Consider the following 26899-nt stretch of genomic DNA (forward strand, 5'->3'; position numbering starts at 1 on the left):
CGCGGCCCGCGCCAACCAGGCCGACGCCCAGGCACAGGAGGACGCCAAGCTCGCCCGGCAGGCCGCCAACCAGGCCTACGCCGACGCAGCAGCCGCCCGCCAAGCCGCCAACGACGCCGAAGCCGAAGCTGCCCGCGCTCGCGGTGCCGCAGCCGAGGCCGAGAGCCACGCCGCAGCCGCCAGCAGTGCCGCTGACCGTGCCGAGAACGACGCCAGCGTCGCACAGGGCGCTGCGAAGCAGGCCAGGGCCGACGCCGACGCTGCCGGCAAGCTCGCCGAATCCGCCGAGAACCACGCCAAGTCGGCGAAGGAGGCCGCCAACCACGCCCTCGAGTACGCCAAGCAGGCGGACGAGGCTGCCAAGAAGGCAGAGGCAGACGAGCGCGAGCGGAAGCGCAAAGAACGCGAAGAGGCCGCCAAGGCCGGAAAATCTGGCGGCAACAAGCTGACCTCGGAAGATGAGGAGGCACTCGAAGACGGCGGCATGTCCCCCGAGGATTTCGAGAAGGCTCGCCAGCTTGCAAATAAGGACATCGAAGACCTTCTGCTGGAGATCGGCGGCGAAGTCCTCAAGGAGTACTTCGACGTCGACAACATCAAGAAGTGCGTCAGCGACGGGAATGTCGAAGCGTGCTTCTGGGCGTTGGTGAACAATCTTCCGTGGGGCAAGGCTCTCAGAGCCATCGAGAAGTTCCCTGAGATCGCCAAGGCAATCAAGCGTCTTTCTGGCATCGGCACCATGCTCAAGGAGACCGATACAGCGAAGAAGCTGATCAGTCGCGGCAGGGACCTCATCGACCGGTTCCGGAAGATTCCGACGTCGTGCATTGTGGAAGAAACCGGAAACAGCTTCACACCGGAAACTCCGGTTCTGATGTCGAACGGCGAGCAAAAGCCGATCAAGGACGTCAAGGTCGGGCAGCATGTCCTCGCTACAGACCCTGAGAGCGGGAAGACCGAGGCCCGGGCGGTCACCGATGTGATCGTGGGCCAAGGTCAGAAGCACCTGGTCGAGATCACTGTCGACACCGACGGCGACGCCGGGGAGGCCATCGACACCATTACCGCCACCGATGGGCACCCCTTCTGGGTCGACAACCCTGCTCGGTGGCTGGACGCCAAGGACCTCAAGGCGGGCGACCGACTCCGCACACCCAGCGGCGAGACGAAGGCCGTCGTCAGCATCCGCGCGTGGACCGAGGTTCGTCAGGTCTTCAACCTGACCGTGAAAGACATCCACACCTATTACGTGCTGGCAGGGCAAACGCCGGTACTCGTCCACAACTTCAACTGCCCGACGGGCAAGGCCCTCCTGATAACCTTGGGAGAAAAGCCGGACAAGAACGGTTTCACGCGCGCGGGACGAGAACTGCAGAAGCATGCCAACCGCAAGGAGAATCTGGAAAGGCGGGCGAACGGGAGTCCCGACGCATGGCCTGAGCCGGACGGCAAGAAGAACGGTCAAGGGTGGAGCGAACTCGGGCAGAAAATGGTTGAGGATATCATGAACGACCCGAGGGTGGCGAAGCAGTCGTTCACCAACAAGAACGGCGACAATATCGTCGAGTTTCACGCCCCGCGGGGGGGAATCCAGTTCAGACAGCAAGGCGGCAAGGGCGAATGGATGTTGCATTCGTTCCGCGAGTGAGGTGATGCGAATCATGGGATTCCATGATTACAAGGGTTCCCTGATCGAGGTTGCCGTTCTGAGTGACGGCAAGGAGGGCAGCGACGGATGGGTCGTGGAGTTTTGGGATATGACCCCCGGAGGCAAGGGTGAGTTGCTGCATGTCTACACCGATGCCAATGGGAAATACTATGTCGATCGCTTCGAGGAACTGAGCGACGACTTCGTTGACTGGGCCATCGCGCTTGCCAAGTCCAAGCTCGACGACTAGCTAGCGGTCAGCGATTTATTACCCTACGGCGGGCACTCTCACGAGTGCCCGCCGTAACTCTTTTCCATCCTTCACCCCATCTGCCGCCGCACCAGCTCGTGGAAGAGCCCGCCCGCATCCGCCAGCAGCTCACCCGGCGTACCCTCCTGGACGACCCGGCCCTCCGACATCACCAGCACCCGGTCGGCGTCCATGACCGTCGACAGGCGGTGGGCGACGACGATGCGCGTGGCCCGCAGGGCGCGCGTCGATTCGATGACGATGCGCTGGGCGTCGTTGTCGAGGGCGCTGGTGGCCTCGTCCAGGAAGAGCAGGCGGGGCTTGCGGACGAGGGCCTGGGCGATCATCAGGCGCTGGCGCTGGCCGCCGGAGACGGTGCCGCCGCCTTCCGAGAGCATGGTGTGCAGGCCCATGGGCATGGCCTTGACGTCCTCCGCCAGGCCCGCCAGGGCCAGGGCCTCCCATGCCTCCTCGGGGGTGTACGTCTCGGCGCCGCCGATGCATTCCAGGATCGAGCCCGCGAAGGGCTGGGCGTTCTGCAGGACGACGCCGCACTGCCGGCGCACCGCGGAGCGGTCGAGGGCGGCCAGGTCCTGGCCGTCGTACAGGACGGTGCCGGAGACGGGGGTGTCGAGGCCGATGAGCAGGCGCAGCAGGGTCGACTTGCCGCAGCCGCTCGCGCCGACGATCGCCACGAACTCCCCGGGGCGGATGCTCAGGGAGACGCCGTCGAGGACGAGCGGGCCCTCGTCGGTGTAGCGGAAGGTGAGGTCGCGGGCCTCCAGGGCGCCGGTCAGTTCGCCCGGTGGGGCGTCGCCGGAGCGGGTTTCGGGGCGGGCCTCGAGGAGGGGGCGCAGCTGTTCGTACATCGGCTGTACGGCCGCCGCCGAGAGCAGGGCGCCCGTCAGCTGCGTGACCGAGGTCAGCAGCATCGTCACCGACGTGCTGAAGGTGAGGAAGTCGCCTGCCGTGAGGCTTCCGCGGGCGGGGCCCGCGAGCAGGACGAAGAGGACGAGCGTGCACACCGGCAGGCACACCGCGTTGAGCACGGTGACGGTGTTCTTCAGGCGGCCGATGCGCTGCTGCAGTTCCCTGGTGCGGGCGAATTCCTTGGCCCACGCCGCGTACGCGAAGCTCTCGGCCGCCGCGACGCGCAGTTTGGGCAGGCCGCGCAGGGTCTGGAAGGCCTGGTTGTCGAGCTTGTGGCCCAGGGCGACCAGCCGGCGCTGGTAGCGCAGCTGCCACCAGCCCAGCCCGAGGAAGACGGCGGCGATGGCCAGCAGCATCGCGAGGGCCACCAGGGCGAGCGGCACGCTGTAGACGAGCAGCAGTACGAAGTTCACGGCGCCCACCGTGCCGGCCTGCAGGAGCACGGGGGCGATGCCGGAGACGGTGCGGCGGATGGCGCTCACGCCCATGGCCGCGCCCGCCAGTTCGCCCGTCGAGCGGCCGGCGAAGAAGGCGGTGGGCAGTCGGAGGAGCCTGTCCCACACGGCCGGTTGCAGCGCGGCCTCGACGCGGCCCTCCAGGCGCAGGACGCCGATGTTCTGCAGGAGCATGAAGGCCGCCGAGACGACGGCGGCGGCCACCAGGGCCAGGCCGGTCTGCACGATGAGGCCGGTCTCGGCGCGCGGGACGTACACACCGAGCACCCGGCCCGTCGCGACGGGGACGAGGGCGCCGAGGAGGACGGCGAGCAGGACGCCGAGCGCGACGGCGCGCAGTTCGCGGGAGCTGCCGCGCAGGCCGAAGCGCAGCAGGGTGCGCAGGGTGATGCGGCCGTCGGGCAGGGGCCGGTAGAACATGACGGCGCGCGGTGCGTAGTGGTCGTGGTTGTGCCGGCCGATGCGCTCGCGGCCGCCGGTCGCCGGGTCGACGGCCTCGTAGCTGCCGCGGCGCCACAGCAGGGCGACGGGGGCCGCGTCGTCCTCCCGGTGGCCGACGAGGGGGCCGGTGTCCTCCTGCCACCAGGCGCCGGCCAGGCGCACGGTGCGGGTGCGGATGCGGGAGGCGAGGGCGATGCGGGCGACGGGGTCGTGGCGGGCGGCATCGCCCGGCGAACCGGTCGGCTCCCGCAGGGCGATGCCGGCCGCCTCGGCCACCAGGCGGCAGGCGGCGTACGTCGCGTCGGTGCCGGCGGCGGTGCGGCGGGACCGGCGGCCGGTCCCGCCGATCGAGGCCAGCAGGGTGCGGTCGGCGCCGGCGCGGGCGGCCTCGCCGGCCGCGATGCCGGCCGCCGCCCGGTCCTCGTGGGCCCGTTCGGCCTCCTCGATCCAGCGGTCGACGGCGTACAGCAGCCGGTGCTGCTGTTCGACCATGCCCTGCCACAGGGCGGGGTCGACCAGGAGCGTGCCGTCCGCGTACCCCTCGTACGCCGCGCCGTAGCGGACGCTGCCCGCGGGGACGTGCATGCCGAGGACGTCGTCGGGGGTCTGGCACAGCACGCGCAGGCCGCGGCCCGCGCCGAGCGCGAAGGACTGTTCGAGGGGGCCGGGTTCGCCGGTGCCGTACCAGGACCAGGCGTCGTGCTCTGTCCACTGCAGTTCGCGCAGTTCGATGCGGCGCAGGACGCAGCCGCGGCCGGGGCGCCCGACGAGGGTGTGCCGCGGGCCGGGGGCGGGGCCCAGCAGCAGGGAGCCGGGCGCCAGGCGGCCGAGGTGGTGCCAGGGGCCGGCCGCCTGCGCGTCCACGGCGAAGAGGTCCATCTCGCCGGCCGCGACGAGCCACAGGACGTGCGGGCCCTCCAGGGCGAGGCTGCGCAGGCCGGTGCAGTCGACGGGGGTGCCGAGGGCGCCGAAGGCCGCGGCCACGGTGTCGTGGTGCCAGGTGGTCGTCCCGGTCGTCATGCCGTCAGTGCTCCTTGCCCGCCGATCAGCCGGGCGTACGCGCCCTGTGCCGCCAGCAGGTCCTCGTGCCGGCCGCGTTCGACGACGGTGCCCCGTTCGAGGACGACGATCTCGTCGCTGTCGCGGACGGTGCTCAGGCGGTGGGCGATGACGACGCAGGCGCAGCCGCGGCGGCGCAGGTTGTCGATGACGAGCCGTTCGGTGACCGCGTCCAGGGCGCTGGTGACCTCGTCCAGGACCAGGACGCTGGGGCGGCGCACCAGGGCGCGGGCGATCTCCAGGCGCTGGCGCTGGCCGCCGGAGAAGTTGCGGCCGTCCTGCTCGACGCGGCTGCGGATGCCGCCGGACCGGCGGGCGATGACGTCGTACACGGCGGCGTCCTGCAGCGCCGCCACCACGGCCTCGTCGGTGACGGAGGGGTCCCACAGGGCGACGTTGTCGCGGACGGTGCCCTCGAAGAGGAAGACGTCCTGGTCGACGAAGGAGACGGAGGCGGCCAGCGCGCCGCGCGGGATGTCCTCCAGGCGCATGCCGTCGATGCGGATGGTGCCCTCCCAGGGGGCGTGCAGGCCGGACAGCAGGCGGGAGACGGTGGACTTGCCGCTGCCGGAGCCGCCGACGAGCGCGACCTGCTGTCCGGGGCCGACGGTGAGGTGGAAGTCCTTGAGCAGGGGCGCGTCCAGGGGGCTGTGGCCGAAGGTGATGCCGTCCATCTCGACGTGGCCCGCGAGGCGGCGGGTGGCGCCGGCGGGTGCGGGGCGGGTGTGCAGGGGGTCGGCGGGGAAGTCCTCGACGTCCTTCAGGCGGGCGACGTCGGCGGCGAAGTCCTGGATGCGGCCGGCCACGCCGTTGAGGCGGGTCAGGGGTGCGGTGAAGCCGGTGATCAGGGCCTGGAAGGCGACGAGCAGACCGATGGACAGATGGCCCTCGACGGCGCGGACGCCGCCGGTCGCCAGGATCAGCGCGCTGTCGATCGCGGCCAGCGCGGGCGCGGTGACGGCGAGCCGGGCGGCGGGCACGCCGACGCGCTGCTGGACGTCGAGGGTGACCGCGTGCCGGCCGGCCCAGCGGCGGAAGAATCCGTCCTCCGCGCCGGTGGCCTTCATGGTCTCGATGAGCTGCAGGCCGCTGTAGGAGAGGTTGGTGAGCCGGGCGTTCTCGGCGCGCAGCTTCTGGGCGCCGGTGGCCCGTACGCGCACGGTGATGCGCAGGGCGACGACGTTGAGCAGGGCGATCAGGACGCCGAGGACGGTCAGTTGCGCGTCGTACGTCCACAGCAGCACCGCGTACAGGGCGACGACCACGGCGTCCACCGCGGCGGCGGCCAGGTCCCGGGCGAGGGTCTCGGCGACCGCGTCGTTGGAGCGCAGGCGCTGGACGAGGTCGGCGGGGTTGCGCTGGGCGAAGAAGGCGACCGGGAGCCGGAGCAGGTGGCGCAGGAAACGGGCGCTGCCGAGGGTGGAGGAGATGATGCGCCCGCGCAGCAGGTTGGCCTGTTGCAGGGCGGTGAGGGTCGCGGTGAGCACCAGGGTGATCGCCATTGCCGTGAGCAGCACGCCGAGGGAGGAGGTCCGCCCGCCGATGAGGAACTCGTCGATGTAGGTGCGGCTGAGCGCGGGCACCGCGGCACCGGTGACCACCAGCAGCAGGCTGGCGAGCACGGCGGCGACCATCGTGCCCGACAAGCCGCGCAGCCTGCCGCGCAGGGAGGCGGCGGGGCCGGGGCGGCGGCCGGAGCGGCGGAAGCCGGGGCCGGGCTCGAAGGTGAGGACGACGCCGGTGAAACTGGTGTCGAACTCCTCCATGGGCACGTACCGGCGGCCGCTCGCGGGGTCGTTGACGTACACGCCGCGGCGGCCGGGGCGGCGGGCCGTGCCGTCGTAGACGACGTAGTGGTTGAACTCCCAGAACAGCACGGCCGGCGGGCGGACCTCGGCGAGGGCGGCCAGGTCCATCTGCATGCCCTTGGCCTGCAGGCCGTGGCTGCGGGCCGCCTTGAGGAGGTTGCTGGCACGCGAGCCGTCGCGGGAGACGCCGCAGGCGATGCGCAGTTCCTCCAGGGGCACGTGGCGGCCGTGGTGGGCGAGGACCATGGCCAGCGCGGCGGCGCCGCACTCGACGGCCTCCATCTGCAGCACGGTGGGGGTCCGTACGGCCCGGGGCGGGCGGCCGGCGGGGCGGGCGCGGCGGCGGGCGCGGTGCGCGGTGGTGCTCATGGCAGGAGCCAGTCGACGGGCCGGCGGTCGGCGAGGTGGACGGCGGCGGTGACGGCGGTGGTGGTGCGCGGGACCTCGGGGGGTCCGCCGGCGCGGGACCAGCGGTAGCCGGAGGGGGTGGCCGCCCGGTCGAGGCGCACGACGACCGCGACGGGGTCGCCCTGGCGGGCGAACTGTGCGGCCAGGCGGGTGTCGCCGAGGAAGCCGGTGATCTGTTCGGGCGTCAGGGGGGTGCGGCCGACCTGGGCGACGTGGCCGCGCAGGACGCCGTACTGCGCGGCCGCGGTGGGGACGGTGAGGTCGACGGGGGCGCCCGCGGCGATGCCGGCGCTGTCCGGGCCCGGCAGGTACAGGACGGCCACCGGTGCCTCGGCCGGGTCCGTCACCTTCTCCACGGTCGCCACGTCCGCGCCGGTGGCCAGGACCGATCCGATCCGGGTGCGCAGGGTCGTCACCCGGCCGGCGGCCACGGCGCGCACCGTCTTCTCGCCCCGGTCGGTGGTGACGGTCAGCAGGGGCGCGCCCGGGGCCAGCTGCTGGCCCTCGCGGGCGAGGACGGCGGTGACCTGTCCGGCGTAGGGGCTCTGCAGCAGGTAGCTGCCCTCGGCGTGGGTCAGGACACCGCTCGCGCCGAGTGTGGCCGGAACCGTACCGGTGAGCGCCCAGCAGCAGCCGGCGGCCAGGACGGCGAGGGTGACGGCGAGCACGAGCCGGCCCTGCGGCCGGGCGAAACGCACGGGCAAATCGAGTTCTTCGGGCGATTGCAGCTTGGAAAGCGCCTTTTGGCGGAACTGCACGGATGGGTCCTTCAACTGCATTCGTGATGCGGCGGCAAAAAGAACGGAACGGCAATGAACCCCGGAACGGGGAGGGTTCCGGGGTTCATGCGCAAGCCGTCGCTCAGAGGCCGGCAATACCGACGTGGACGCCGGCGATGCCCTCGACCTGGCCGGGCAGGGCGGTGGCGGCCTGGACGGTGTGCAGGCCGGTCACGGTGCCCAGGACGGTGTCGACGTCGCCGGTCACGGCGCCGAGGAGGCCGCCGGAGATACCGACGCCACCGGCCACGGCGTCCAGCTCGGCGTCGGCGATCTCGCGGGTCTCGAGGTTGTCACGCATGAGTGCGCACCCTTCTTTCGTGTTTTCCCGGGGGAATTCGGGCAGGAATCGGGCAGGCGCGGCCAAAGGCCGGCCATTCCAGCAGCGGCCCGGTCGGATCGACCACCGTTCGAAGAGCCGCTGCGGTGCGCAGATGTAAGCACGTGAACGGGTGGCAGTTCCAACCGTGTTGCCTTGCGGCGCACCGTGCACGGGCCATCCAAATGACGCACTTTCCTGTTCCTTTACTGGATCATCACAACTTCTCCACACGATCGAGTAACAGATCCGGGCCGCCCGTCCCGCTCGGGGAACACATCCGGACACACGATCATCAAGCGCGTGCGGCAAACCCGGCATTTCGCGGGTCGGCCGTGTGGTGACGGACACACGGCTCACGCCATGTGAAGATTCATTGAAGTGACGATGCGTGACCGGTCCACCACGGGCATCGCACGTGTGGGCCGCGCCCGGCCGGGCAGGAGCCACCGCGTCCCGGCCCCGACCACAGCAGGTGAAGGATTTGAGCGCCGATCGCAGAAGATTCCCGAAGCGGCAACCCGCGCCCGGGCGCACCCCGCAGCGCGGCGGCACTTCGGCCACCGACCGGATGCTCAGAACCGTGCTGCGGCGCGGCAAGCAGTCGCTGACCATCGAGGACGTCACCGTCACCGACCGCCCCGAGGTCCACCGCGCCGTCTCGGCCGCGGCGCTCGGGAACATGATGGAGTGGTTCGACTTCGGCGTGTACGCCTACATGGCGGCCACCCTCGGCAAGGTGTTCTTCCCCGCCACGTCCCCCGGCGCCCAGGTCGTCTCCGCCTTCGCCACCTTCGCCGCGGCCTTCGTGGTGCGCCCGCTCGGCGGCCTGGTCTTCGGCCCCCTGGGCGACCGCATCGGGCGGCAGCGGGTGCTCGCGGCCACCATGATCATGATGGCGGTCAGCACCTTCGCGGTCGGTCTGCTGCCCGCGTACGCCACGGTCGGCTTCGCCGCCCCCGTACTGCTGCTCCTGTGCCGCCTGGTGCAGGGCTTCTCCACCGGCGGCGAGTACGCGGGCGCCACCACGTACATCGCCGAGTACGCCCCGGACAAGCGGCGCGGCTTCCTCGGCAGCTGGCTCGACTTCGGCACCTTCATCGGCTACGCCCTCGGCTCGGGCCTGGTGACCCTGCTCACCGCGGCCCTGGGCACCGACGGCATGACCGACTGGGGCTGGCGGCTGCCCTTCCTGGTGGCGGGCCCGCTCGGACTGATCGGGCTCTACATGCGCATGCGCCTGGAGGAGACGCCCGCCTTCCGCGCGGAGGCCGCCGAGAACGAGGCCGAGGTCGCCAGCGCCGAGCAGGCCCGGCAGTCCGGGCACGGCAGGCTGAAGGAGATCTTCACCGGGCACTGGCACGCGGTGCTCATCTGCATGGGCCTGGTGGTGGTCTACAACGTCACCAACTACGTGGTGACGTCCTATCTGCCGACGTTCATGACCGAGACGCTCCGTCAGGACCCCACCACCGCACAGCTGCTCGTCCTGGCCACGATGATCCTGGTGGCGCTGACCATCACCACCGTCGGCCGGCGCTCGGACACCTGGGGGCGCCGCCCGCTGTTCATGGCGGGCAGCGCCGCGCTGGTCGCCCTGGCCATCCCGGCGGTGCTGCTGATCCGGGCCGGCGGCGTGCTGCTGCCGGCGCTCGGCTGCTTCGTCCTCGGGCTGCTGCTGGTGGTCTTCGCCGGCACCTCGGCGGCGACGCTGCCGGCGCTCTTCCCCACCCGGATGCGCTACGGGGCGCTGTCGGTGTCGTACAACATCTCCGTCTCGCTGTTCGGCGGCACCACGCCGCTGGTCGTCTCGGCGCTGCTGGAGAGCACGCACAACGAGATGATCCCGGCCTACTACCTGATGGGCGCGGGCGTCGTCGGCTTCTTCTCGGCGTTCTTCCTGCACGAGACGGCGGGCAAGCCGCTGCGCGGCTCCGGCCCGATGGTCGAGACGCCGGAGCAGGCGCGGCGGCTGGTCGCCCGCAGCCGCACCGAGGCGGGCCGCCGGGCCCGGGACATGTGGATGCACCTGCGCCACCCCGGGCACCGGCACGACGAGGAGTCCTGACGGCGGGTCGGCGGCGGGCCGACGGCCCGCCGCCGGCGCCTCAGACGTTGGTGAACGCCAGCTTGGCGCCCAGCGCCACGAAGGCGCCGGCGAAGGTGCGGCGCATCCACATCATCACGTGGGGCCGGGAGATGACGTGGTCGCGGACGGAGGCGGCCAGCAGGCCGTAGCCGACGAAGACCACGAACGTCATCAGCATGAAGACGGCGCTCAGCTCCAGCATGCGCGGCACCGGGTCGGCCTCGTCGGTGCTGACGAACTGCGGCAGGAAGGCCAGGAAGAAGATGGTCAGCTTGGGGTTGAGGATGTTGAGCAGGATGCCGGTCAGGGTCACCCGGGCGGCCGAGGGCGGCTCGCCCTGCTGCTCGTCGACGCTCAGGGTGCCGCGGTCGCGCCAGGTGTTCCACGCGACGTACAACAGGTAGGCGACGCCGAGGTACTTGAAGGTCTGGAAGGCCAGCGCGCTGGTGTGCATGAGCGCCGCCAGGCCCATGATGGTGGCGGCCATGTGGGGGACGATTCCCAGGGTGCACCCGAAGGCGGCCACGATGCTCGGCCGGAAGCCGCGCGAGAGCCCGGTGGCGAGGGTGTACAGGACGCCGGTGCCGGGCGAGACGGTCACGATTAACGAGGTGACCAGGAATTCGATGCCCACGGGCGGTGCTCCTTAGCGACGGAGGCGGGATCGGATCGTACGGAAAGGACACCGTACGAAAGACGTTTTACTCGATCGCCGCGTCGCGCTCGGGCGTTTCCCGCGTCAGAATCGCACGGGTGGCCGCCTCGATGTCCGGTTTCCGCATGAGCGACTCGCCGACGAGGAAGGCGGTGATGCCCACCCGGGCGAGCCGGGCGAGGTCGGCCGGGCCGGTCAGGCCGCTCTCCCCGACGACGACGCGCTCGGCCGGCACCCGCGGCGCCAGGCGCTCGCTGGTGGCCAGCGTCGTCTCGAAAGTGTGGTGGTCGCGGTTGTTGATGCCGAGCAGGCGGGAGCGCAGGCGCAGCGCGCGCTCCAGCTCCCGCTCGTCGTGGACCTCGACGAGCACGTCCATGCCGAGGCCGAGGGCGGTGTCCTCCAGGTCCTTGGCGGTGGCGTCGTCGACCGCGGCCATGATGATCAGTACGGCGTCGGCGCCCCAGGCCCGGGCCTGCAGGACCTGGTACGGGTCGTAGAGGAAGTCCTTGCGCAGCACCGGCAGGGCGGTCGCCTCGCGGGCCGCCGTCAGGTGCCCGGGGGCGCCCTCGAACGAGCGGGCGTCGGTGAGCACCGACAGGCAGGTGGCGCCGCCGGCCTCGTAGGCGCGAGCGATGGCGGGCGGGTCGAAGTCGGCGCGGATGAGGCCCTTGGAGGGGCTGGACTTCTTGATCTCGGCGAGCACGGCGTACGCGCCGCCCGCCGTGCGGGTCTCGATCGCGGCGAGGAAGCCGCGCGGCGGCGGGGCCGCGGCGGCCTCGCGGGCGAGGAGCGCCGGCGGGCGCTCGCGCTTGGCCGCCGCGATCTCCTCGCGCTTGTAGGCCTCTATGCGGGGCAGGAAGTCGGACAAGGCAGGCTCCTCGCAGGACGGTTGCTGCAGGGCAGGGCAGGTCAGGCGTTCGAGGCGGCCACCAGGAGGTCCAGGCGGCGGTGGGCCTCGCCGGAGTCCACGGACTGCGCGGCCAGTGCCACGCCCTCCTTGAGGTCCGCGGCCCGGCCGGCCACCACGAGCCCCGCGGCCGCGTTGAACAGCGCCACGTCCCGGTACGGCCCCGGCTCGCCGCGCAGCACGGCCCGCAGCGCCGCGGCGTTGGCCGCCGCGTCGCCGCCCCTCAGCCGCTCGGGGGCCACGCGGGGCAGGCCCACGTCCTCCGGGGCGACCTCGAAGGTCGAGACCGTGCCGTTCTCGAGCGAGGCGATCGTGGTGGGACCGGCGGTGGTGATCTCGTCCAGGCCGTCGGAGCCGTGGACGACCAGGGCCCGCTCCGAGCCGAGTTCCCCGAGCACCCGGGCCAGCGGCTCGGTCCACTCGCGGGCGAAGACGCCGACGACCTGCCGGCGCACCCCGGCCGGATTGGTCAGCGGGCCCATCAGGTTGAAGACGGTGCGCGTGGCGAGCTCGATGCGGGTGGGGTGCACATGGCGGGAGGCCGGGTGGTGGTCGGGGGCGAACATGAAGCCGATGCCGGCCTCGGCCAGGCAGCGTTCGATGGCGGCGGGCGGCAGCTGGATCCGTACGCCGAGGGCGGCCAGGACGTCGGCGGCGCCGCTGCGCGAGGACAGCGCCCGGTTGCCCTGCTTGGCGACGGGCACGCCGGCGCCGGCGACGACGAAGGCGGCGCAGGTGGTGATGTTGTACGAGCCGGAGGCGTCGCCGCCGGTGCCGAGCAGGTCCATCGCGCCGGGCGGGGCGGCGACGGCGAGCATCCGCGCGCGCATGGCCGTGACGGCGCCCGTGATCTCCTCGACGGTCTCGCCGCGCAGCCGCATGGCCATCAGCAGCGCGCCCATCTGGGAGGGGGTGGCCCGGCCGGCCATCATCATCTCGAAGGCGTGCGCGGCCTGCCGGCGGGTGAGCGCCGCCCCGGTCGCCACGGTGCGGACCACGTCCTTGAAGTCGGCGAACGCGACGTCGGTCGATGCGGGGCCGGTGGATGCGTGGTTGGTCGATTCGGGGTCGGTCGATGCGGGAGCTCCGGTCATGGGCTTCGTCTCCTTCAGCGCGTGGCCCGCGGGTCGGCGCCGAGCAGGGGCAGGGGCCGCTCCGGGCGGAGCTCGACGTTCTCGCGCCGGTAGGGTGTCTCGTCGGTCAGGGCGGTGTCGAGGGTGCGGGCGAAGAGGTGACCGCTGTGCACGGCGGCCGCGATGATGCCCGGCCCCAGGCAGTCGCCGACCCGTACGACGCGGCGGATGCCCGCGGCCGCCAGCGCCTGCTCCCCGTGGGCGCGCAGGTCCCGGTAGAGCTCGTCGCGCGGCACCATGCCGGTGACCAGGACGACGGCGTCCGCGGCGACGGTCCGCTCGCGGCCGGTGTAGGTGCAGGCGAGCACGGCGGCCTCCGGCTGCAGGCGGACGAGGGCCGTGGTCGGCAGGACGGCGGCGCACACCTCCATCACCCGCCGCTGCACGCGCTTGTGTTCGGCCGTGAACTGGGTGAAGGCCGACACCAGCGGCTCGGGGGTGACGAAGGTGACCTCGCAGCCGTGCGCGGCCAGCCGCTCGGCGAGAACCCCGCCCATGTAGTAGTGGTCGTCGTCGAACACCACGACCCGGCCGGTGGGCAGGCGCCCGGCCATGATGTCGTCCGGGGTCAGGACGGGCACGGCGGCCAGGCCCGGCAGCGGCTCGCTGTGGACGCGGCCCATGCCGTCGGCGCGCCAGGCGGCCCCGGTGGCCACGGCGACGAGCGAGAAGCCGGCGCCGAGCACCATGTCCGCGGTGATCTCGTTGTCCGGCGCGAGCTGCACATGGCGCATCCGGCGCAGCTGGGTCAGGCGCCAGTCGCGCACCCGGGCCCACTCCCCCAGGCCGGGCAGCCGGCTCTCCAGGGTGACCCGGCCGCCGAGTTCACGGGCGCGGTCGGCCAGCAGCACCTCGTACCCGCGCTGGCCCAGGGCACGGGCCGCCTCCAGGCCCGCGGGGCCCGCGCCGACGACGAGGACGGTGTCGTCGGTGTCCTTGGGCGGGATGTACTCGGGATGCCAGCCGCGCCGCCACTCCTCGCCCATGGTGGGGTTCTGGGTGCAGCGCATGGGCACCCCCGCCTTGTCCCCGGCCACGCAGATGTTGCAGCCGATGCACTCGCGCAGGTCCTCGAAGCGGCCTTCCTCGATCTTGCGGGGGAGGAAGGGGTCGGCGATGGAGGGCCGGGCGGCGCCGATGAGGTCGAGGGTGCCGCCGTGCACCATGGCGGCCATGGTGTCGGGCGAGGTGAAGCGTCCGACGCCGACCACGGGCTTGGTGGTGACGCTCTTGACGAACTTCACGTACGCGGCCTGGAAGCCCTCGGCGGCGAAGCGGGAGGTCTGCCCGTCGTTGTCGAAGTTGCTGAGGTTGACGTCCCACAGGTCGGGCAGCTCGGCGAGCATCTCGACGACCTCGCGCCCCTCGTCCTCGGCGCCGATGCCGCGCGGGCCCATCAGCTCGTCGACGCCGAAGCGCAGGGCGACGGCGCAGGTGTCGCCGACGGCCTCCTTGGCGTCCTCGACGAGCTCGCGCAGGAAGCGGACGCGGTTGGCCAGGCTGCCGCCGTACTCGTCGGTGCGGTGGTTGTGGCGGCGGGAGAGGAAGTGGACGGGCAGCGACATGTCGTGGCCGGCGTAGACGTAGATGATGTCGAAGCCGGCGCGCCGGGCGTTGAGGGCGGCGGTGCGGTGCCAGCGGCGGGCGGCGCGGATGTCGTCCTTGTCCATGGCCCGGGCGGTGACGGGGGCGATCCCGCGGGTGGGCCGGAGGCTGGGCGCGATGGGGACGGTGCGGCTTTCGAGGTTGGCGACGTGGAAGCCGTTGTGCGCGAGCTCGATGCCGGCCAGGGCGCCGTGGCGGTGGATCGCCTCGGCGGCCCGGGCGAGATGGGGGATGTCCTGCTCGTCCCACAGGCGCAGTTCGCGCAGGTGGTTGCCGGAGTGGTGGACGTCGCACTGCTCGGTGACGACCACCCCCCAGCCGCCCTCGGCCTTCACCTCGCGCATGGCGGCCATGGCGCTGGGGAAGGCCCGGCCCATGCCGTTGCAGTGCGGCACCTGGAAGAAGCGGTTCTTCGCGGTGACCGGGCCGATGCGCACCGGCTCGAAGAGGATGTCGTAGCGTGCGGGCCTGCTCATGCGGCCGTCCACGGCGGCCGCGCACCGAATATCGCACTGCCCACGCGCACATGGGTGGCCCCGTGCTCGACGGCACTGGCGTAGTCGTTGCTCATGCCCATCGACAGCCACGTCAGCCCGTTGCGCTCGGCGATGTCGGCGAGCAGGGCGAAGTGCGGCTCCGGCGGCTCACCGGCCGGCGGGATGCACATCAGGCCGCGTACGTCGAGGCCGTAGGTCTCCTTGCAGGCGGCGACGAAGGCGTCCGCGGCGTCGGGCAGGACACCGGCCTTCTGCGGCTCGGCACCGGTGTTGACCTGGACGAAGAATCGGGGCATGCGGCCCTGGCCGGCGCATGCGCGGGCGAGGGCCTGGCACAGGCTCGCGCGGTCCAGGGAGTGGACGACGTCGAACAGGGCCACCGCCTCCCGGGCCTTGTTGCTCTGCAGGGGCCCGATCAGGTGCAGTTCGAGCTGCGGACATCGCTCGCGCAGGGGCGGCCACTTCGCGCGGGCCTCCTGGACGCGGTTCTCGCCGTACACCAGGTGCCCGGCGTCGACCGTGCGCGCCAGGACGTCGGGCGGCACGGTCTTGGAGGCGGCCACGAGGGTGACCGATGACCTCTCCCGCCCGGCGCGGGCGCACGCACGGTCCACGGCCTGCCGCACGGCCGCGAGGCCGGCCGCGGGATCGGTGCGCGGGGTCTCCTCGATAGTGGTCACGGCCTCTCCTCGCTGGGGGGTTCCTCGTCGGCGGAGGGGGAGAAGAACTCCAGCCGGCGCTCGGTCGGCCGCACGAGCCTGGTGGCGCCGACGCGTACGCGGCACTCGCCCAGGACGGCGGTGATCTCCTGCTGGAGGGCGGTCAGGTCGGCCTCGGCGCTCGGGTGCAGGGCCTCGGCGACGATCAGGGCGCGCTCGGTGTGCGGGCCGACCACCGAGCGGGCGCTCTGCCGGAACGTCCAGCGCCGGGAGTGGGCGTACCCCGCGGCGTCGGTGAAGACGATCTCGCCGGGCGCGGGGTGCTCGCTCCCGCCCTGGAAGGTGGTGTACTCCTCGGTGCCCTCGGCGGGGCGGACGGTGATGCCCTCGGCGACGCGGTCGCAGTCGAAGACGGCGACGGGCACGGCGAAGGCCATGGAGACGGTGTTGAGGTAGTCGACGAGCGGGTGGAAGGCCGGCAGCGAGCGCTCCTTGCGGTAGCGGCGCAGCAGGGCCTCGGAGGCGCAGCGGTACTGGGTGGGCTTCAGGCCCATGGCGGAGAACGCCTCGCGCCAGGCGGAGATCTCCGGCATGGCGGATTCGCCGCCGGCGGCGAGGCGTTCCTCGATGCGCGGCAGGAGCTTGTCCTGGTAGGCGCGGGTGGCGGTGATGCCGAGGACGCCGTCGACGGCGATCACGGCGGCGCGCAGGCCCGGGTGGGCCTCCCAGACGGCATCGGTGTGCGTGAAGTACATGCGTGCTGTCCCTGAAGTGTGGGCCGGGTACGGGATGGTGCGGTGGTACGGGCCGCTGGGCGCGGGGCCGCCGCCAGGGCCTGTCCGGTGAATCTTCGTCGCGCGGCACCATGGTGCCCCCTGCCGGGGGCGCGGGGAACTGCGCGATCGGCCACGGCGCGCCGGCAGGCAGGGTGCCGTGCTTCGCCCGGGCCTCGGGGTGGCGCGATCGGCTGCGGGCTGTCGGTGGCCGATCGCGCCCACGCGGCGGCAGCCGCAGATCGACAACGCCCCGCGCCCCTTCGGGGCGCCGTGGTGCCCCTCGACGAAGAGCCGGCGGACGGGGCGCCCTAGGGGTAGAGCCGGCCCCTGTCCCAGTCGCCCTCCGGCTTGTCCCGGGTGAACACCAGGCGGTCGTGCAGCCGGAAGGGCCTGTCCGTCCAGAACTCCAGATAGACGGGCCTGACCCGGTAGCCGGTCCAGTGCGGCGGGCGCGGCACCTCGCCTGCGGCGAAGCGGGCGGTCTCGCGGGCCACGGCCTCCTCCAGCTCGGCGCGGCCGGACAGCGGGCGGGACTGCCGGCTGGCCCAGGCGCCGATGCGGCTGTCGCGGGGGCGGGAGGCGAAGTAGGCGTCGGCCTCGCCGTCCGTGACGCGCTCCACGGGCCCGCGGAAGCGCACCTGCCGGCGCAGGGACTTCCAGTGCAGGACGCCGGCCGCCTGCATGTTGGCGGCGAGCTCGGTGCCCTTCTGCGACAGGGTGTTGGTGTAGAAGACGAATCCGTCGGTGTCGTATCCCTTGAGCAGCACCATGCGCACGTCGGGCAGGCCGTCGGGGCCCGCGGTGGCGATGGCCACGGCGTTGGGGTCGTTGGGCTCGGCGGCCTCCGCGTCGGTGAGCCAGGTGCCGAAGAGCTCGAAGGGGTCGCTGTCGGATGAAGGCAGTGCTCGGTCGTCGGTGGGCACGGGCCCGCTCCTCGCCGTGGGTCGAAATCGTCCGGACGCTGGGGGCACGGTCGGGTGCCGGCTGTGGTGCTAGCGCCCGACGGGCTGCTTCTCGTGCAGCAGGTGTCGCCACTTGTCGAGGTCGTCGCCCCGGGCGGTGATCAGGTGCGGCGTTCCGGCGGTGTCGATGAGCACTTCGGCGGCCGGCGGGATGTTGAGGAACTCCATGTGCTGGGTGGCGCAGTAGGCGCCGACGTCGAGGATGAGCAGGTGGCCGCCGGCCCCCACGCCCTCGGGCACGGTGTACTCGCCGGGCAGGATGTAGTCGTGGCGCAGGATGCTGCGGCCGCGCAGCATCGCCTCGACGCTCTTGGTGCCGTCGCCCGGCGGGATCTCCTTCATGTCGGCGTCGAGGAAGACCACGTTGTGGCGGCGGTCGCGCAGCTGGGCGGAGGGCATGAGCATGCGGGAGCCGTCGGTGACGACGAGGCTGCCGACGGAGTGGGTGATGACGTTGCGCTCGACGCTCAGCAGCAGCGCACCGGTGTCGGCGAGGACGTCGCGGGCGGGCTCGAAGAGGAAGGTGACGTGCTCGGGGACACCCATCCGGTCGGCGATCTCGCGCAGGGCCGCGAAGTACTGCCGCCAGTCGAAGTGCTTGTCCTCCTCGTCCCATTTCTCGTACACGAACCCGTGCCCGCCGGCGAAGTTGATGGACCGCGCGGTGGGGAAGTGGGTGGTGTGGATGCGGAACAGGTTTTCGATGATGCCGACCATGTCGTCGAGCGAATTGCCGCTGCCGCAGTAGACCTCCAGGCACTCCAGTTCCCGCCCGTGGTCGGCGAGGAGTGCGGAGAGTTCGCCCAGCTGGCTGAACTTCACGCCGGGCTTGCCCGAGTCGAGGCTGTCGATGCGCACGCTGATGGTCGGGGCGCCGGTGCGCAGGGAGTGAGCGACCTCGTCGAGGCTGGAGAGGAAGACGGGGTGGCCGGCGCGGTCCCAGAAGGTGATCTCCTCGTCGGAGACGTGGCCCGGCGAGACGATGAACTTCTCGAAGCCGAAGCGTCGTAACAGCCGGTATTCGCTGGGCAGTTGCAGCAGAATCCCCACGCCGAGCTCCTGGAAGGGCTTCAGGACGTGGGGATTGGAGTTGGGGAAGAACGGTACGTACAGCTCGACGCGCGAGCCGAGCCCGGCGGCCTGGGCGGCCTCTTTGATGCGGGCTATGTTCTTGAGGATCTGTTCCTGGCTGTAAATGAAGACCGGCGTCCCTACCTGATCGGCTATCAGCCGAAGATCGGCCCTGCCGACCCAGGAGCCGGTCAGTCTACAGTCGCTCGCGGTCATGCCGCCCTCGCTCTCGTGATTACCGAAGCTCTTGCCGTGTGCCGACGTGCCTTGGTGCCTGGAGAGAAACGGGAGGTGCGTGAAGAATAAAACGCGCGGGAACGAGAAGTGGAAGGAATCCATCCACAAGGAAGCCGATGACGGAGCCACAGTCACCGAAATGACGTTCGCTCATCGCGTCGGCGTTCGAAGCATACACCGGCACCGTGGCCCGCGCGGCGGCCGGTCTGATTCCGTTTATTCCCCGGAACGCACGGCGGCGGAGCGCGCCGCGGCGATGAACTCCTCGATGAGGACGGGGTCCTTGACGCCGCGGCTCGCCTCCACACCGCTGGAGACGTCCACGCCCCAGCAGCCGGTGGACCGCACCGCCGCGCGGACGTTGCCGGGGGCGAGGCCGCCCGCCAGCAGCCAGGGGCCCTCGGGCGCGACGAACGCCTCGTCCCCCCAGTCCCAGGGCCGGCCCGCCCCCGGCGCCGGGGCGTCCAGCAGCAGGTGGTCCTCCCCCAGCTCACCGCAGCGCAGCGCGGCGCCACGGAAGGACGTGGCGCGGATCAGGGTCCAGCCCTCGGGCCGCAGCGCCTCGTAGTGCTCCGGCCCCTCGTCGCCGTGGAGCTGCACCGAGCGCAGGCCCGCGGCACGGGTCAGCTCGCGCACCTCGGCCACGGACTGCCCGCGGAAGACCCCGACCGTCAGCACGTTGCCGGGCACCCGTTCGGCCAGGCACCGGGCCGTGGCCGCGTCCACCCGGCGGGGGCTGTCGGCGAAGACGAAACCGACCGCGTCGGCGCCCGCCGCGACGGCGGTGTCGACGTCCCGCGCGGTGCTCAGCCCGCAGATCTTGATGAACAGCGACGATCCCACGCGCGGCGTTCCTCCCCCTGCGTCCTGCTGTGTCCCTCGGCCCCGAGAAGGTACCCCATGTCTCACCCCCGGGTGAACAGGTTGCGCACCCTGCGCTGGGGGCGCCCACCGCGGCCGTAGTCCTCGTCCGCGTCGCCGTTGTCGTCGTCCGCCGGGCCGCTCAGCACCGTCCAGCTGACGGCCGAGACCGCCGGCTCCAGCGACAGCCTGCTGACGGCCTCCTCCAGCATGCGCTCGTCGCGCCGCTCGGTGCTGAGCTCCGCCGAGACCGTCACCTTCCCCGGCGTCTCGGCGTCCTTGCTGTGCACCGACCGCAGCAGGAACCCCGGCCGCGCCACGGCCTGCACCACCAGAGTGCGCACATGGGCCTCCTCCGGCTCGGTGCACACCACCTCGAAGAGATAGTCGGTGACCACCTCCGCGCCACCCCGGCTCCCCCGGTCCAGACCCCGCGCCAGCGGCCGCAGCGCGGTGTTCGCCGCGATCACCCCGGCCGTCCCCAACCCCGCCAGCACGTACAGCCCCGTACCGGCCAGGGCACCGACGGCGGCCGAGCACCACAGCGTGGCAGCGGTGTTCAGGCCCCGCACGTTCAGCCCGTCGCGCATGATGACACCGGCACCGAGGAAACCGATGCCGGAGACGATCTGCGCCGCGACGCGCGAGCCGTCGTAACCCGCGCTGCTCGTCGCCGTCGAGAAACCGTACGTCGACAGCAGGACGAAGAGAGCGGACCCGGCGGCCACCAGGGCATTGGTGCGCAGCCCCGCCATTCGCGCCCGCCACTGGCGCTCCAGCCCGATGCACGCGCCGAAGCCCAGGCCCGCGCCGATGTTGGCCGCCATGTGCCACTCGTTGATCACGGCCATGGTCCGCTCTCCTCCTTCGTCGTCTCCTCGCCTCGGCAGCACGACCGCACGACACGTTCAACGAAAACGGCAGCCGTACCCGGCAAAATGACGGGCAGCAGAAATCGCCCGAAAGAAAAAGCCCATCAGGGACTCAGTGAACAGGAAATCCCGCGCGACAACGCAACGCGGCTCAGTGGGCCGAAAGGCTGATGCGAGGACTTCCCTCGGGACTGCGACTCCTCATCCCGACCACCTCCTCGCTCGCGCGGCATCTTCGGCCACCCAGGATGCCACAGGCGGCGACGAGCCGACCGGCACCAGCCGGTGCTCGGCGGCACAGGGGCCGCACGCATGGACGTGGGCGGCGACCTGATCGCCGTACACGACGTCAACGACGGGGGCCTCCTCAGCCGCGCCGCCCCACCCGTCCCGCCCGTCCTGTCCGTACCGCCCCCGCGCTCGCCGTCACCACCAGGGCGATCGCCGCGCACTGCGGCAGCGACAGGGACTGGTTCAGGATCAGGAAGCCCGCCAGGGCCGCCACCGCCGGGGCGAGGCTCATCAGGACCGCGAACGTCGGTGCGGACAGGCGGCGCAGGGCCAGGAGTTCCAGGGCGTACGGGACGCCCGAGGACAGCAGCGCCACCGCCAGGCCCAGGCCCAGGACGTGCGGCTCCAGCAGCGTCGTGCCCGCCGCACCGATCCCCGGCGGCAGGCTGATCAGCGCGGCCACTGCCATCGCCAGTGCCAGTCCGTCCAGGCGGGGAAAGCGCGCTCCCGCGCGCGAGGTGAAGACGATGTACGCCGCCCACAGGGCACCCGCGCCGAGGGCGAAGGCGGCGCCTGCCGGGTCGGTGCGGTCGAGGCCGTCCCGGCCGAGGAGGAAGACGCCGACGAGGGCGAGTGCGGCCCACAGCAGGCTGGTCGCGCGGCGTGCGGCGACCACGGACAGAGCCAGCGGGCCGAGGACCTCCAGCGTGACCGCCGGTCCCAGCGGGATGCGGTCGATCGCCTGGTAGAAGAGGATGTTCATGCCACCGAGCGCCAGCCCGAGGGCGCCGACGACGGCCCGGTCGCCGCGGCTGTGGCCCCGCAGCCGGGGCCGGCAGACGGCGAGCAGGAGGGCCGCCGCGAGACTCACCCGCAGCGCGACCACGCCGAGGGCGCCGGCGCGCGGGAGGAGGAGGGCGGCCACGGCGGAGCCGAACTGCACCGAGAGCGTGCCGGCCAGGACCAGGGCGATGCCGCCGAGGCTGCCGGGGCCGCCGGGCGTCCTGCGGATGCGGGTGAGTGCTTCGCCCGCCACCGGGGACTTCGTTCGCGTCATGGCTCCACGCTACGAAGCGGCCCGCTCCTCCGGGAAATGCCGGTTCATCGGCCATTATGCTTGCCAGGCATGACCATGGAGCTGCGCCACCTACGGGCCTTTCTCGCCATCGCCGACGAGGGCACGATCACGCGTGCCGCCGCCCGGCTGCACACCGGCCAGCCCGCCCTGTCCCGTACGCTGCGCCAGCTCGAAGACCATCTCGGCGTGCGTCTGATCGACCGTTCCACGCACCACCTGGAGCTGACGGCTGCGGGCCGGGCGTTCCGGGAGCGGGCGACCACCGCGCTGGCCGCAGTGGACGCGGCTCTCGATCCGCGGGCGCTGCCGGTGCTGCCGTTGCGCCTGGGGCACCCGTGGGCCGCCTTCGGGGAGCACACGGTTCCCCTGCTGCGCCGCTGGGACGCGGAGCACCCGGACGTACCGCTGCAGCTGCGCCGCATCGACGACCGGACGGCCGGGCTCACCCGGGGCGCGGTGGACGTGGCGCTGCTGCGGGGCGAGGTGACGGCGCCGGGGCTGGTGACGGAACTGCTGCTGGAGGAGGAGCGGGTCGCCGTGGTGCCCGCGGGCAGCGAGCCGGCCGGCCGCGAGACCCTCACGCTGGCGGATCTCGTCGCCTGGCCGATCGCGCTGAACACGGTGGCGGGCACCACGACGCTGGACCTGTGGCCGGCCGGGGCGCGCCCCACGCGCACGATCGAGGTGGCCAACACGGACGAGTGGCTGACGGCCATTGCCGCGGGCCGGGCGGTCGGCATCTCGACGGCGGCGACGCCCCGCCTGCACGACCACCCGACGATCGCCTACCGCCCGCTGGCGGACGCCCCTGCCGTGCCCCTGTTCCTGGCCTGGCGCGCCGGCGTCCCGGCCCATCCGGCGATCCCGGCGCTCGTCCGGATGGTCCGCGAGATGGCGGCGCAGCGTTCTTGAGGCGCAGCGTTCTTGAGGCGTGACGTCGTGAGGCGTGACGTCGTGAGGCGCGCTCAGGTGGTGCGGATGTACCGGATGCCCTGGCCGAGGTCGGCATTGTCGGACAGGGCCGTCAGGTGGAGGGGGGTGTGGGCGGCCGTGAGGCCGGTGGGGACGAGGCACAGCGGGTCGTTGTAGCCGATGACCACGGTCCGGTCGGTGCGGTTCTTGACGGAGCGGGCGGTCATCAGGCGTTCGGGCGCGTCCGCGGACGGCTTGATGATGCGGGTGCATTCGACGAGCGCGGACTTGTAGACGGTCTTCTGCCCGCGGAAGCCGGGTTCGGACCAGAAACAGATGTTGCCGGCCGTGCAGTCGTCGTGGGCGACGGCCTGTCCCCTGTCGTGGGCGCCCGCCGGGGCGGCGAGGGCGAGGGCGCCTGCCGCCGCGAGGGCGAGACCGAGGGCGGACGTGGCGATGCGCTGCAGCATTGCTGACTCCCTGAAGTGCGTCGGGGCCGGTGCCCCGGCCGTCTCATGCGTGCGATTAACCGATGAGACGGTTGCTGGTTGCGCCCGGGGCGTCGGATCCCGTCCTGCGGGCGACGGGCGGCAGCACCTCGTTGACACCGTCACGCGGGCGCCCGAGGAGGGACCTCAGCCGTCCAGGGGGTTCGTCGTGGCGCGTTCGGTGATGCCCGCGGCGATCGCGGATGCCGCCGCGCTGCCCGGTTTGCGGGCCGCCTGGTCCTTGAAGCAGGTGATGAACTCGTCCGGAAGTCCCAGGCGCGGGTAGCGCTCCAGGACGTCGGTGCGCAGGGCCGCGGGGAGGGCGTCGGCGCCGCGGCCCGAGATGTCCAGGGAGGTGGCGTACTCCAGCAGGTGGCCCTCGGGGTCGTCGGCGAGGTCGACGCGGCTCCACATGTGCCGGACGACGACGTCGCTGACGCGCCGGCGCCGGTCCGCGGGCCAGCCGGCGGCGGCCGCGAAGACCCAGGCGACGTGGCCGCCGGCCTCCTCGAAGGGCACGGTGTGGCTGTCGAACTCCGGCACCAGGCCGAGGTCGTGGAGCAGGGCGGCGACGTACAGCAGCTCCGCGTCGAAGGCGATGTCGTGGGCGGTGGCGTGGGCCGCGCCCCACAGGTAGGAGCGGATCGAATGGTTCAGGAGGGCGGGCGAGCAGTACGCGCTCGCCACCTCCAGGGCCGCTGCCGAGGCCCCGGTGCCGGGCAGGACAAGATCGTCGAGTCTCATGGCACGATTGTCGCCCACCGGCCACGGCCCTGGAGGGGGGCATCGCGGTGACAGTGACGTACGAACGGCACGAGGGCCCGCAGGCGGCGCGGCTGCTGGGCGCCTTCCTGCCCGCCTACGAAGAGGTCTACGCCGAACCGCCGTACGGCGAAGGCCCGCAGGACGCCGAGGCGTTCGCCGGTCGCTTCCGGCAGCACGCGCAGCGCCCCGGATTCCGGCTGGTGCTGGCGCGGGAGGGGGCGGAGGTCGTGGGGTTCGCCTTCGGCTTCCCGTTGCCGGCGGAGGCGACGTGGTGGGGGTTCATGCTGGAGCCGTTGCCGCCGGAGTTCACGCGGGAGACGGGGGCGCGTGCGTTCGCGGTCGTGCAGCTCGCCGTGCGCGCGCCGTGGCGCCGGTGCGGTACGGCGGCCGCGTTGCACGCGGCGCTCCTGGACGGTGCCGGTGTCGAGCGCGCCGCCCTTCATGCGTACCCGGCGGCGGGCGCGGCCCAGGCCGCGTACCGCGGGTGGGGCTATGTGAACGTGGGCCGGTGCCGGTTCGCGGACGGCGGGGAGGAGTTCGACGCCCTGGTACTCACTCTGCCTCGATGCTCAGGTGCGTGAAGCCGGTGCTGTGCTTGATGCCGCCGGCCAGGGCGCAGTCGGTGGGCAGGCCGTCGGGAAGGGTCTGGATCGTCTTGCGCGCCGTGGAGCCCTTGCCGCGGCCGGCGACCACGACGCCGTGGAGGGTGGCACGGTTGACGCCGAGCACGCGGGTGGAGGTGCCGTTCTTGTACGCGATGACCGACGTGGTCCCGTCGCTGTACCGCACGGTCTCCCGCGACTGGTTGGAGGCGAACAGCAGGCACGTGCCGGGCGTGGTGCCCTCGGTGTGGTACGGGGCCGTGGCCTTCCAGCCGGAGTCGTCCGAGCAGTGGTAGAGCCCGTCCACGGACACCGGGGTGGGCTCGGAGGACAGGCTCAGAGCGCCGTAGGTGATGTTCTCCTGGCCGGTGCACTCGAACGACGACCCGTGGGCGTGCGCTGCCGGCACCCCGAAGGCGGTCGCGGCAACCATCGCGAAAAAGCCCAGGACCATTGCGACACCACGCCTGCCGACCGGCATTGCTTCCCCCCGCGTCCGTTTCCCCTTGAGTCTCCTGGCTACCCCGCCGTGCCGCGCGTTGCACCATGCGCCCGGCCCCCTCGGGAGCACTGCCGGCCCACAGCGCCGCATCCCGTACATCGCGCCCTGCCCGTACGCCCCGGCGCCCCCGCACCGTAGGGCGAGGTGAGCCGCGCACGACCACAGGGGGATCCGTGACCGTCGATGTGCACGTCCCCGGTCCGCGCGTGGCCGCCGTCGCGCTCGCCGTACCGCCCCACCGCTACCGGCAGCAGGAGATCGCCGCCGTGTTCGGTGAGGCGTTCCTCTCCGGAGAGGCCGACGTACGGCGCCGGTTCAGCGCGATCGCCGCGCGCTGCGGCATCGCCCACCGCAACTTGTCGCTGCCGCTGGACGCGTACCGCCGGCCCCGCACGTTCACCGAGTACAACGAGGTCTGGGCCGCCACCGCGGCGAGGCTCGGCCACCAGGCCGTGGCCCGGGCCCTGGCGGCGGCCGGCGTGCGGCCGGACGAGGTCGGGGCGCTGGTGAGCACGACCACCACGGGCGTGTCCGTGCCCTCCTACGACGCCGGGCTCGTCCGCGACGCCGGGCTGCCGCCGGACGTCGTGCGCCTGCCCCTGCTGGGGCTGGGCTGCGCCGGCGGGGCGGCCGGCCTGGCCCGGGTGCACGACCACCTGAGCGCCCACCCCGAGCGGGTGGCCGTGCTGGTGTCGGTCGAGCTGTGCTCGCTGAACTTCCAGTGCGCGAACACCTCACCGCCCAACCTCGTGGCCACGGCCCTCTTCGGTGACGCCGCGGCGGCCGTCGTCGTCCTCGGCGCACGGCACCCGTGCGCCGCGGCGCACGGCCCCGCGCTGCTGGCCGGGCGCAGCCGCCTGCACCCCGGCACGGGGCACCTGATGGGGATGCGCGCGGGGACGCACGGTCTCGCCGTCTTCCTCTCCCCCGAGGTGCCCGAGGTCACGGAGAAGCACCTGCCCGAGGAGGTCCACCGCTTCCTCGCCGACCACCACCTGACCGTGGAGGACGTCGCCGCATGGGTCGTCCACCCGGGCGGGCCCAAGGTCGTCGACGCCGTGGCCCGCCCCCTGGGCCTGCCGCCCGCCGCGCTCGTCCACACCCGCGCCTCCCTGGCCGAGCACGGCAACGTCTCCTCCGCCTCCGTACTGGACGTCCTGCGCCGCCACATGGCCGCCCCGCCCGCCCCGGGATCGGCGGGGCTGCTGGTGGCCATGGGGCCGGGCTTCACCACCGAACTGGTGCTGCTGCGCTGGTAACCGGGCTCAGGCGCGGCCGAAGCGTCCGCCGTGGCGCCGCTGCCAGGGCGTCTCGACGGCGTGGCGGTCGTAGTGGGCACGCACGTACGCCACCGCCTCGCCGGCGGGCACGCCGTCCAGGACGGCGATGCAGGCCAGGGCGGTGCCGGTGCGGCCGCGGCCGCCGGCGCAGGCGATCTCCACACGTTCGGTGGCAGCGCGCATCCAGGCGTCATGCAGGACGGAGCGGGCCCGGTCGGGGTCGCTCGGCAGGCGGAAGTCGGGCCAGCGCAGCCAGCAGGACTCCCAGGCGGTCGCGGGGGGTTGCTTGCCGAGCAGGTGAACGGCGTAGTCGGGGTGCGGGCCCGGGGGCAGGGGGCGGCGCAGGCCGCGGCCGCGGATCAGGCGGCCGGAGGGCAGGCGCAGCACGCCGGGGCCGGTGGGGTGCCAGGTGCCGGTCGTCATCCGCCGATCCTAGGGCGCCGCCCCAGGGCCTGGGCGGCGGATCATTGGAGCGCCCCGTAAGGGGCGCGGGGCGGTGTCGATGTGCGGCTGCCGCGGCGCGGGCGCGACACGGCCCCTCGTCTGCGGGTGCGTCGTGGCTTGTCGCGCAGTTCCCCGCGCCCCTGACGGGGCACTGCACCAGCCACGGCGCCCCATAG

At 72.5% G+C, this 26899-nt stretch carries 25 protein-coding genes; 6 read left to right on the plus strand and 19 right to left on the minus strand.

Annotated features, from left to right (window positions below; genetic code table 11):
- Together AC27L3_RS28885 and AC27L3_RS28890 are read left to right on the plus strand one after the other, a co-directional pair.
- The coding region (locus tag AC27L3_RS28885) for a Hint domain-containing protein (protein ID WP_487237010.1) at positions 1-1648 on the plus strand (1648 nt) is incomplete at its 5' end.
- A 13-nt stretch (positions 1649-1661) separates the two neighbouring features.
- On the plus strand, positions 1662-1898 hold the full coding sequence (locus AC27L3_RS28890) for a hypothetical protein (protein ID WP_487237011.1): 237 nt from the start codon (positions 1662-1664) through the stop codon (positions 1896-1898).
- A gap of 71 nt (positions 1899-1969) precedes the next feature.
- Here the strand turns inward: AC27L3_RS28890 and AC27L3_RS28895 are convergent, their stop codons facing one another.
- The 4 genes from AC27L3_RS28895 to AC27L3_RS28910 form a co-directional block, all read right to left on the minus strand.
- Positions 1970-4744: an NHLP bacteriocin export ABC transporter permease/ATPase subunit gene (locus tag AC27L3_RS28895; protein ID WP_487237012.1), complete on the minus strand. Its 2775-nt coding sequence runs from the start codon at positions 4742-4744 to the stop codon at positions 1970-1972.
- Positions 4741-6960, minus strand: coding sequence for an NHLP family bacteriocin export ABC transporter peptidase/permease/ATPase subunit (locus tag AC27L3_RS28900; RefSeq protein ID WP_487237013.1), 2220 nt, complete (start codon positions 6958-6960; stop codon positions 4741-4743). The genes AC27L3_RS28895 and AC27L3_RS28900 overlap by 4 nt, the downstream gene beginning before the upstream one ends.
- The gene (locus AC27L3_RS28905) at positions 6957-7757 is read right to left on the minus strand and encodes a hypothetical protein (protein WP_487237014.1); all 801 of its coding nucleotides are present in this window, start codon (positions 7755-7757) and stop codon (positions 6957-6959) included. The genes AC27L3_RS28900 and AC27L3_RS28905 overlap by 4 nt, the downstream gene beginning before the upstream one ends.
- A gap of 103 nt (positions 7758-7860) precedes the next feature.
- On the minus strand, positions 7861-8079 hold the full coding sequence (locus tag AC27L3_RS28910) for a hypothetical protein (RefSeq protein ID WP_487237015.1): 219 nt from the start codon (positions 8077-8079) through the stop codon (positions 7861-7863).
- Positions 8080-8668: 589 nt separating this feature from the next.
- Between AC27L3_RS28910 and proP the strand changes: the two genes are divergently transcribed.
- The gene (proP, locus tag AC27L3_RS28915; protein ID WP_487237016.1) at positions 8669-10165 is read left to right on the plus strand and encodes a glycine betaine/L-proline transporter ProP; all 1497 of its coding nucleotides are present in this window, start codon (positions 8669-8671) and stop codon (positions 10163-10165) included.
- Between the two features lie 40 nt (positions 10166-10205).
- Here proP and AC27L3_RS28920 read toward each other — a convergent pair whose 3' ends face one another.
- The 11 genes from AC27L3_RS28920 to AC27L3_RS28970 all read right to left on the minus strand — a co-directional run bounded on the left by AC27L3_RS28920 (position 10206) and on the right by AC27L3_RS28970 (position 21709).
- On the minus strand, positions 10206-10820 hold the full coding sequence (locus AC27L3_RS28920; protein WP_344437121.1) for a LysE family translocator: 615 nt from the start codon (positions 10818-10820) through the stop codon (positions 10206-10208).
- A 67-nt stretch (positions 10821-10887) separates the two neighbouring features.
- Positions 10888-11709 (minus strand): indole-3-glycerol phosphate synthase TrpC, encoded by an 822-nt coding sequence (gene trpC / locus AC27L3_RS28925; RefSeq protein ID WP_487237017.1) that lies wholly within the window; start codon positions 11707-11709, stop codon positions 10888-10890.
- A gap of 41 nt (positions 11710-11750) precedes the next feature.
- Positions 11751-12842 (minus strand): anthranilate phosphoribosyltransferase, encoded by a 1092-nt coding sequence (gene trpD / locus AC27L3_RS28930; protein ID WP_487237018.1) that lies wholly within the window; start codon positions 12840-12842, stop codon positions 11751-11753.
- 14 nt (positions 12843-12856) lie between these two features.
- Positions 12857-14962 (minus strand): oxidoreductase, encoded by a 2106-nt coding sequence (locus AC27L3_RS28935; protein ID WP_487237019.1) that lies wholly within the window; start codon positions 14960-14962, stop codon positions 12857-12859.
- Positions 14959-15663, minus strand: coding sequence for a YggS family pyridoxal phosphate-dependent enzyme (locus tag AC27L3_RS28940; RefSeq protein ID WP_487237020.1), 705 nt, complete (start codon positions 15661-15663; stop codon positions 14959-14961). The genes AC27L3_RS28935 and AC27L3_RS28940 overlap by 4 nt, the downstream gene beginning before the upstream one ends.
- Positions 15660-16397 (minus strand): B3/B4 domain-containing protein, encoded by a 738-nt coding sequence (locus tag AC27L3_RS28945; protein ID WP_487237021.1) that lies wholly within the window; start codon positions 16395-16397, stop codon positions 15660-15662. The genes AC27L3_RS28940 and AC27L3_RS28945 overlap by 4 nt, the downstream gene beginning before the upstream one ends.
- Before the next feature lie 329 nt (positions 16398-16726).
- Positions 16727-17341: a pyridoxamine 5'-phosphate oxidase gene (gene pdxH, locus AC27L3_RS28950; RefSeq protein ID WP_487237022.1), complete on the minus strand. Its 615-nt coding sequence runs from the start codon at positions 17339-17341 to the stop codon at positions 16727-16729.
- A 69-nt stretch (positions 17342-17410) separates the two neighbouring features.
- A complete protein-coding gene (locus AC27L3_RS28955; protein WP_487237023.1) occupies positions 17411-18667 on the minus strand; it encodes a hypothetical protein in 1257 nt (418 codons plus the stop codon).
- Positions 18668-18904: 237 nt separating this feature from the next.
- A complete protein-coding gene (locus tag AC27L3_RS28960; RefSeq protein WP_487237024.1) occupies positions 18905-19531 on the minus strand; it encodes a phosphoribosylanthranilate isomerase in 627 nt (208 codons plus the stop codon).
- 62 nt (positions 19532-19593) lie between these two features.
- Positions 19594-20400 (minus strand): MgtC/SapB family protein, encoded by an 807-nt coding sequence (locus tag AC27L3_RS28965; RefSeq protein WP_487237025.1) that lies wholly within the window; start codon positions 20398-20400, stop codon positions 19594-19596.
- A 388-nt stretch (positions 20401-20788) separates the two neighbouring features.
- Positions 20789-21709 (minus strand): EamA family transporter, encoded by a 921-nt coding sequence (locus tag AC27L3_RS28970; RefSeq protein ID WP_487237026.1) that lies wholly within the window; start codon positions 21707-21709, stop codon positions 20789-20791.
- A gap of 69 nt (positions 21710-21778) precedes the next feature.
- Here AC27L3_RS28970 and AC27L3_RS28975 point away from each other — a divergent pair, with 69 nt between their 5' ends.
- Positions 21779-22642: a LysR family transcriptional regulator gene (locus AC27L3_RS28975; RefSeq protein ID WP_487237027.1), complete on the plus strand. Its 864-nt coding sequence runs from the start codon at positions 21779-21781 to the stop codon at positions 22640-22642.
- A gap of 53 nt (positions 22643-22695) precedes the next feature.
- Here the strand turns inward: AC27L3_RS28975 and AC27L3_RS28980 are convergent, their stop codons facing one another.
- Positions 22696-23112 (minus strand): peptidase inhibitor family I36 protein, encoded by a 417-nt coding sequence (locus tag AC27L3_RS28980; protein WP_487237028.1) that lies wholly within the window; start codon positions 23110-23112, stop codon positions 22696-22698.
- Between the two features lie 165 nt (positions 23113-23277).
- Positions 23278-23874, minus strand: a complete 597-nt coding sequence (locus AC27L3_RS28985) for an HD domain-containing protein (RefSeq protein WP_487237029.1) — start codon at positions 23872-23874, stop codon at positions 23278-23280.
- Between the two features lie 47 nt (positions 23875-23921).
- Here AC27L3_RS28985 and AC27L3_RS28990 point away from each other — a divergent pair, with 47 nt between their 5' ends.
- Entirely contained in the window at positions 23922-24476 is a 555-nt protein-coding gene (locus AC27L3_RS28990) for a GNAT family N-acetyltransferase (RefSeq protein WP_487237030.1), read from the plus strand.
- Here the strand turns inward: AC27L3_RS28990 and AC27L3_RS28995 are convergent.
- Positions 24448-24930: a hypothetical protein gene (locus AC27L3_RS28995; protein WP_487237031.1), complete on the minus strand. Its 483-nt coding sequence runs from the start codon at positions 24928-24930 to the stop codon at positions 24448-24450. The genes AC27L3_RS28990 and AC27L3_RS28995 overlap by 29 nt on opposite strands.
- A gap of 242 nt (positions 24931-25172) precedes the next feature.
- Between AC27L3_RS28995 and AC27L3_RS29000 the strand changes: the two genes are divergently transcribed.
- Positions 25173-26258, plus strand: coding sequence for a type III polyketide synthase (locus tag AC27L3_RS29000; RefSeq protein WP_487237032.1), 1086 nt, complete (start codon positions 25173-25175; stop codon positions 26256-26258).
- 6 nt (positions 26259-26264) lie between these two features.
- Here AC27L3_RS29000 and AC27L3_RS29005 read toward each other — a convergent pair whose 3' ends face one another.
- On the minus strand, positions 26265-26702 hold the full coding sequence (locus AC27L3_RS29005) for a protein-tyrosine phosphatase family protein (RefSeq protein ID WP_487237033.1): 438 nt from the start codon (positions 26700-26702) through the stop codon (positions 26265-26267).
- Positions 26703-26899 lie beyond the last annotated feature (197 nt).

This window comes from Streptomyces sp. PKA51 (assembly GCF_057552455.1).

What these genes read in the sequence shown, in the direction of transcription:
- AC27L3_RS28890 (WP_487237011.1), top strand. Translation starts at nt 1,662, where the DNA reads ATGGGATTCCATGATTACAAGGGTTCCCTGATCGAGGTTGCCGTTCTG.
- AC27L3_RS28895 (WP_487237012.1), bottom strand. Translation starts at nt 4,744, where the DNA reads ATGACGACCGGGACGACCACCTGGCACCACGACACCGTGGCCGCGGCC.
- AC27L3_RS28900 (WP_487237013.1), bottom strand. Translation starts at nt 6,960, where the DNA reads ATGAGCACCACCGCGCACCGCGCCCGCCGCCGCGCCCGCCCCGCCGGC.
- AC27L3_RS28910 (WP_487237015.1), bottom strand. Translation starts at nt 8,079, where the DNA reads ATGCGTGACAACCTCGAGACCCGCGAGATCGCCGACGCCGAGCTGGAC.
- proP (WP_487237016.1), top strand. Translation starts at nt 8,669, where the DNA reads ATGCTCAGAACCGTGCTGCGGCGCGGCAAGCAGTCGCTGACCATCGAG.
- trpD (WP_487237018.1), bottom strand. Translation starts at nt 12,842, where the DNA reads ATGACCGGAGCTCCCGCATCGACCGACCCCGAATCGACCAACCACGCA.
- AC27L3_RS28935 (WP_487237019.1), bottom strand. Translation starts at nt 14,962, where the DNA reads ATGAGCAGGCCCGCACGCTACGACATCCTCTTCGAGCCGGTGCGCATC.
- AC27L3_RS28945 (WP_487237021.1), bottom strand. Translation starts at nt 16,397, where the DNA reads ATGTACTTCACGCACACCGATGCCGTCTGGGAGGCCCACCCGGGCCTG.
- AC27L3_RS28955 (WP_487237023.1), bottom strand. Translation starts at nt 18,667, where the DNA reads ATGACCGCGAGCGACTGTAGACTGACCGGCTCCTGGGTCGGCAGGGCC.
- AC27L3_RS28965 (WP_487237025.1), bottom strand. Translation starts at nt 20,400, where the DNA reads ATGGCCGTGATCAACGAGTGGCACATGGCGGCCAACATCGGCGCGGGC.
- AC27L3_RS28970 (WP_487237026.1), bottom strand. Translation starts at nt 21,709, where the DNA reads ATGACGCGAACGAAGTCCCCGGTGGCGGGCGAAGCACTCACCCGCATC.
- AC27L3_RS28975 (WP_487237027.1), top strand. Translation starts at nt 21,779, where the DNA reads ATGACCATGGAGCTGCGCCACCTACGGGCCTTTCTCGCCATCGCCGAC.
- AC27L3_RS28980 (WP_487237028.1), bottom strand. Translation starts at nt 23,112, where the DNA reads ATGCTGCAGCGCATCGCCACGTCCGCCCTCGGTCTCGCCCTCGCGGCG.
- AC27L3_RS28985 (WP_487237029.1), bottom strand. Translation starts at nt 23,874, where the DNA reads ATGAGACTCGACGATCTTGTCCTGCCCGGCACCGGGGCCTCGGCAGCG.
- AC27L3_RS28995 (WP_487237031.1), bottom strand. Translation starts at nt 24,930, where the DNA reads ATGGTTGCCGCGACCGCCTTCGGGGTGCCGGCAGCGCACGCCCACGGG.
- AC27L3_RS29005 (WP_487237033.1), bottom strand. Translation starts at nt 26,702, where the DNA reads ATGACGACCGGCACCTGGCACCCCACCGGCCCCGGCGTGCTGCGCCTG.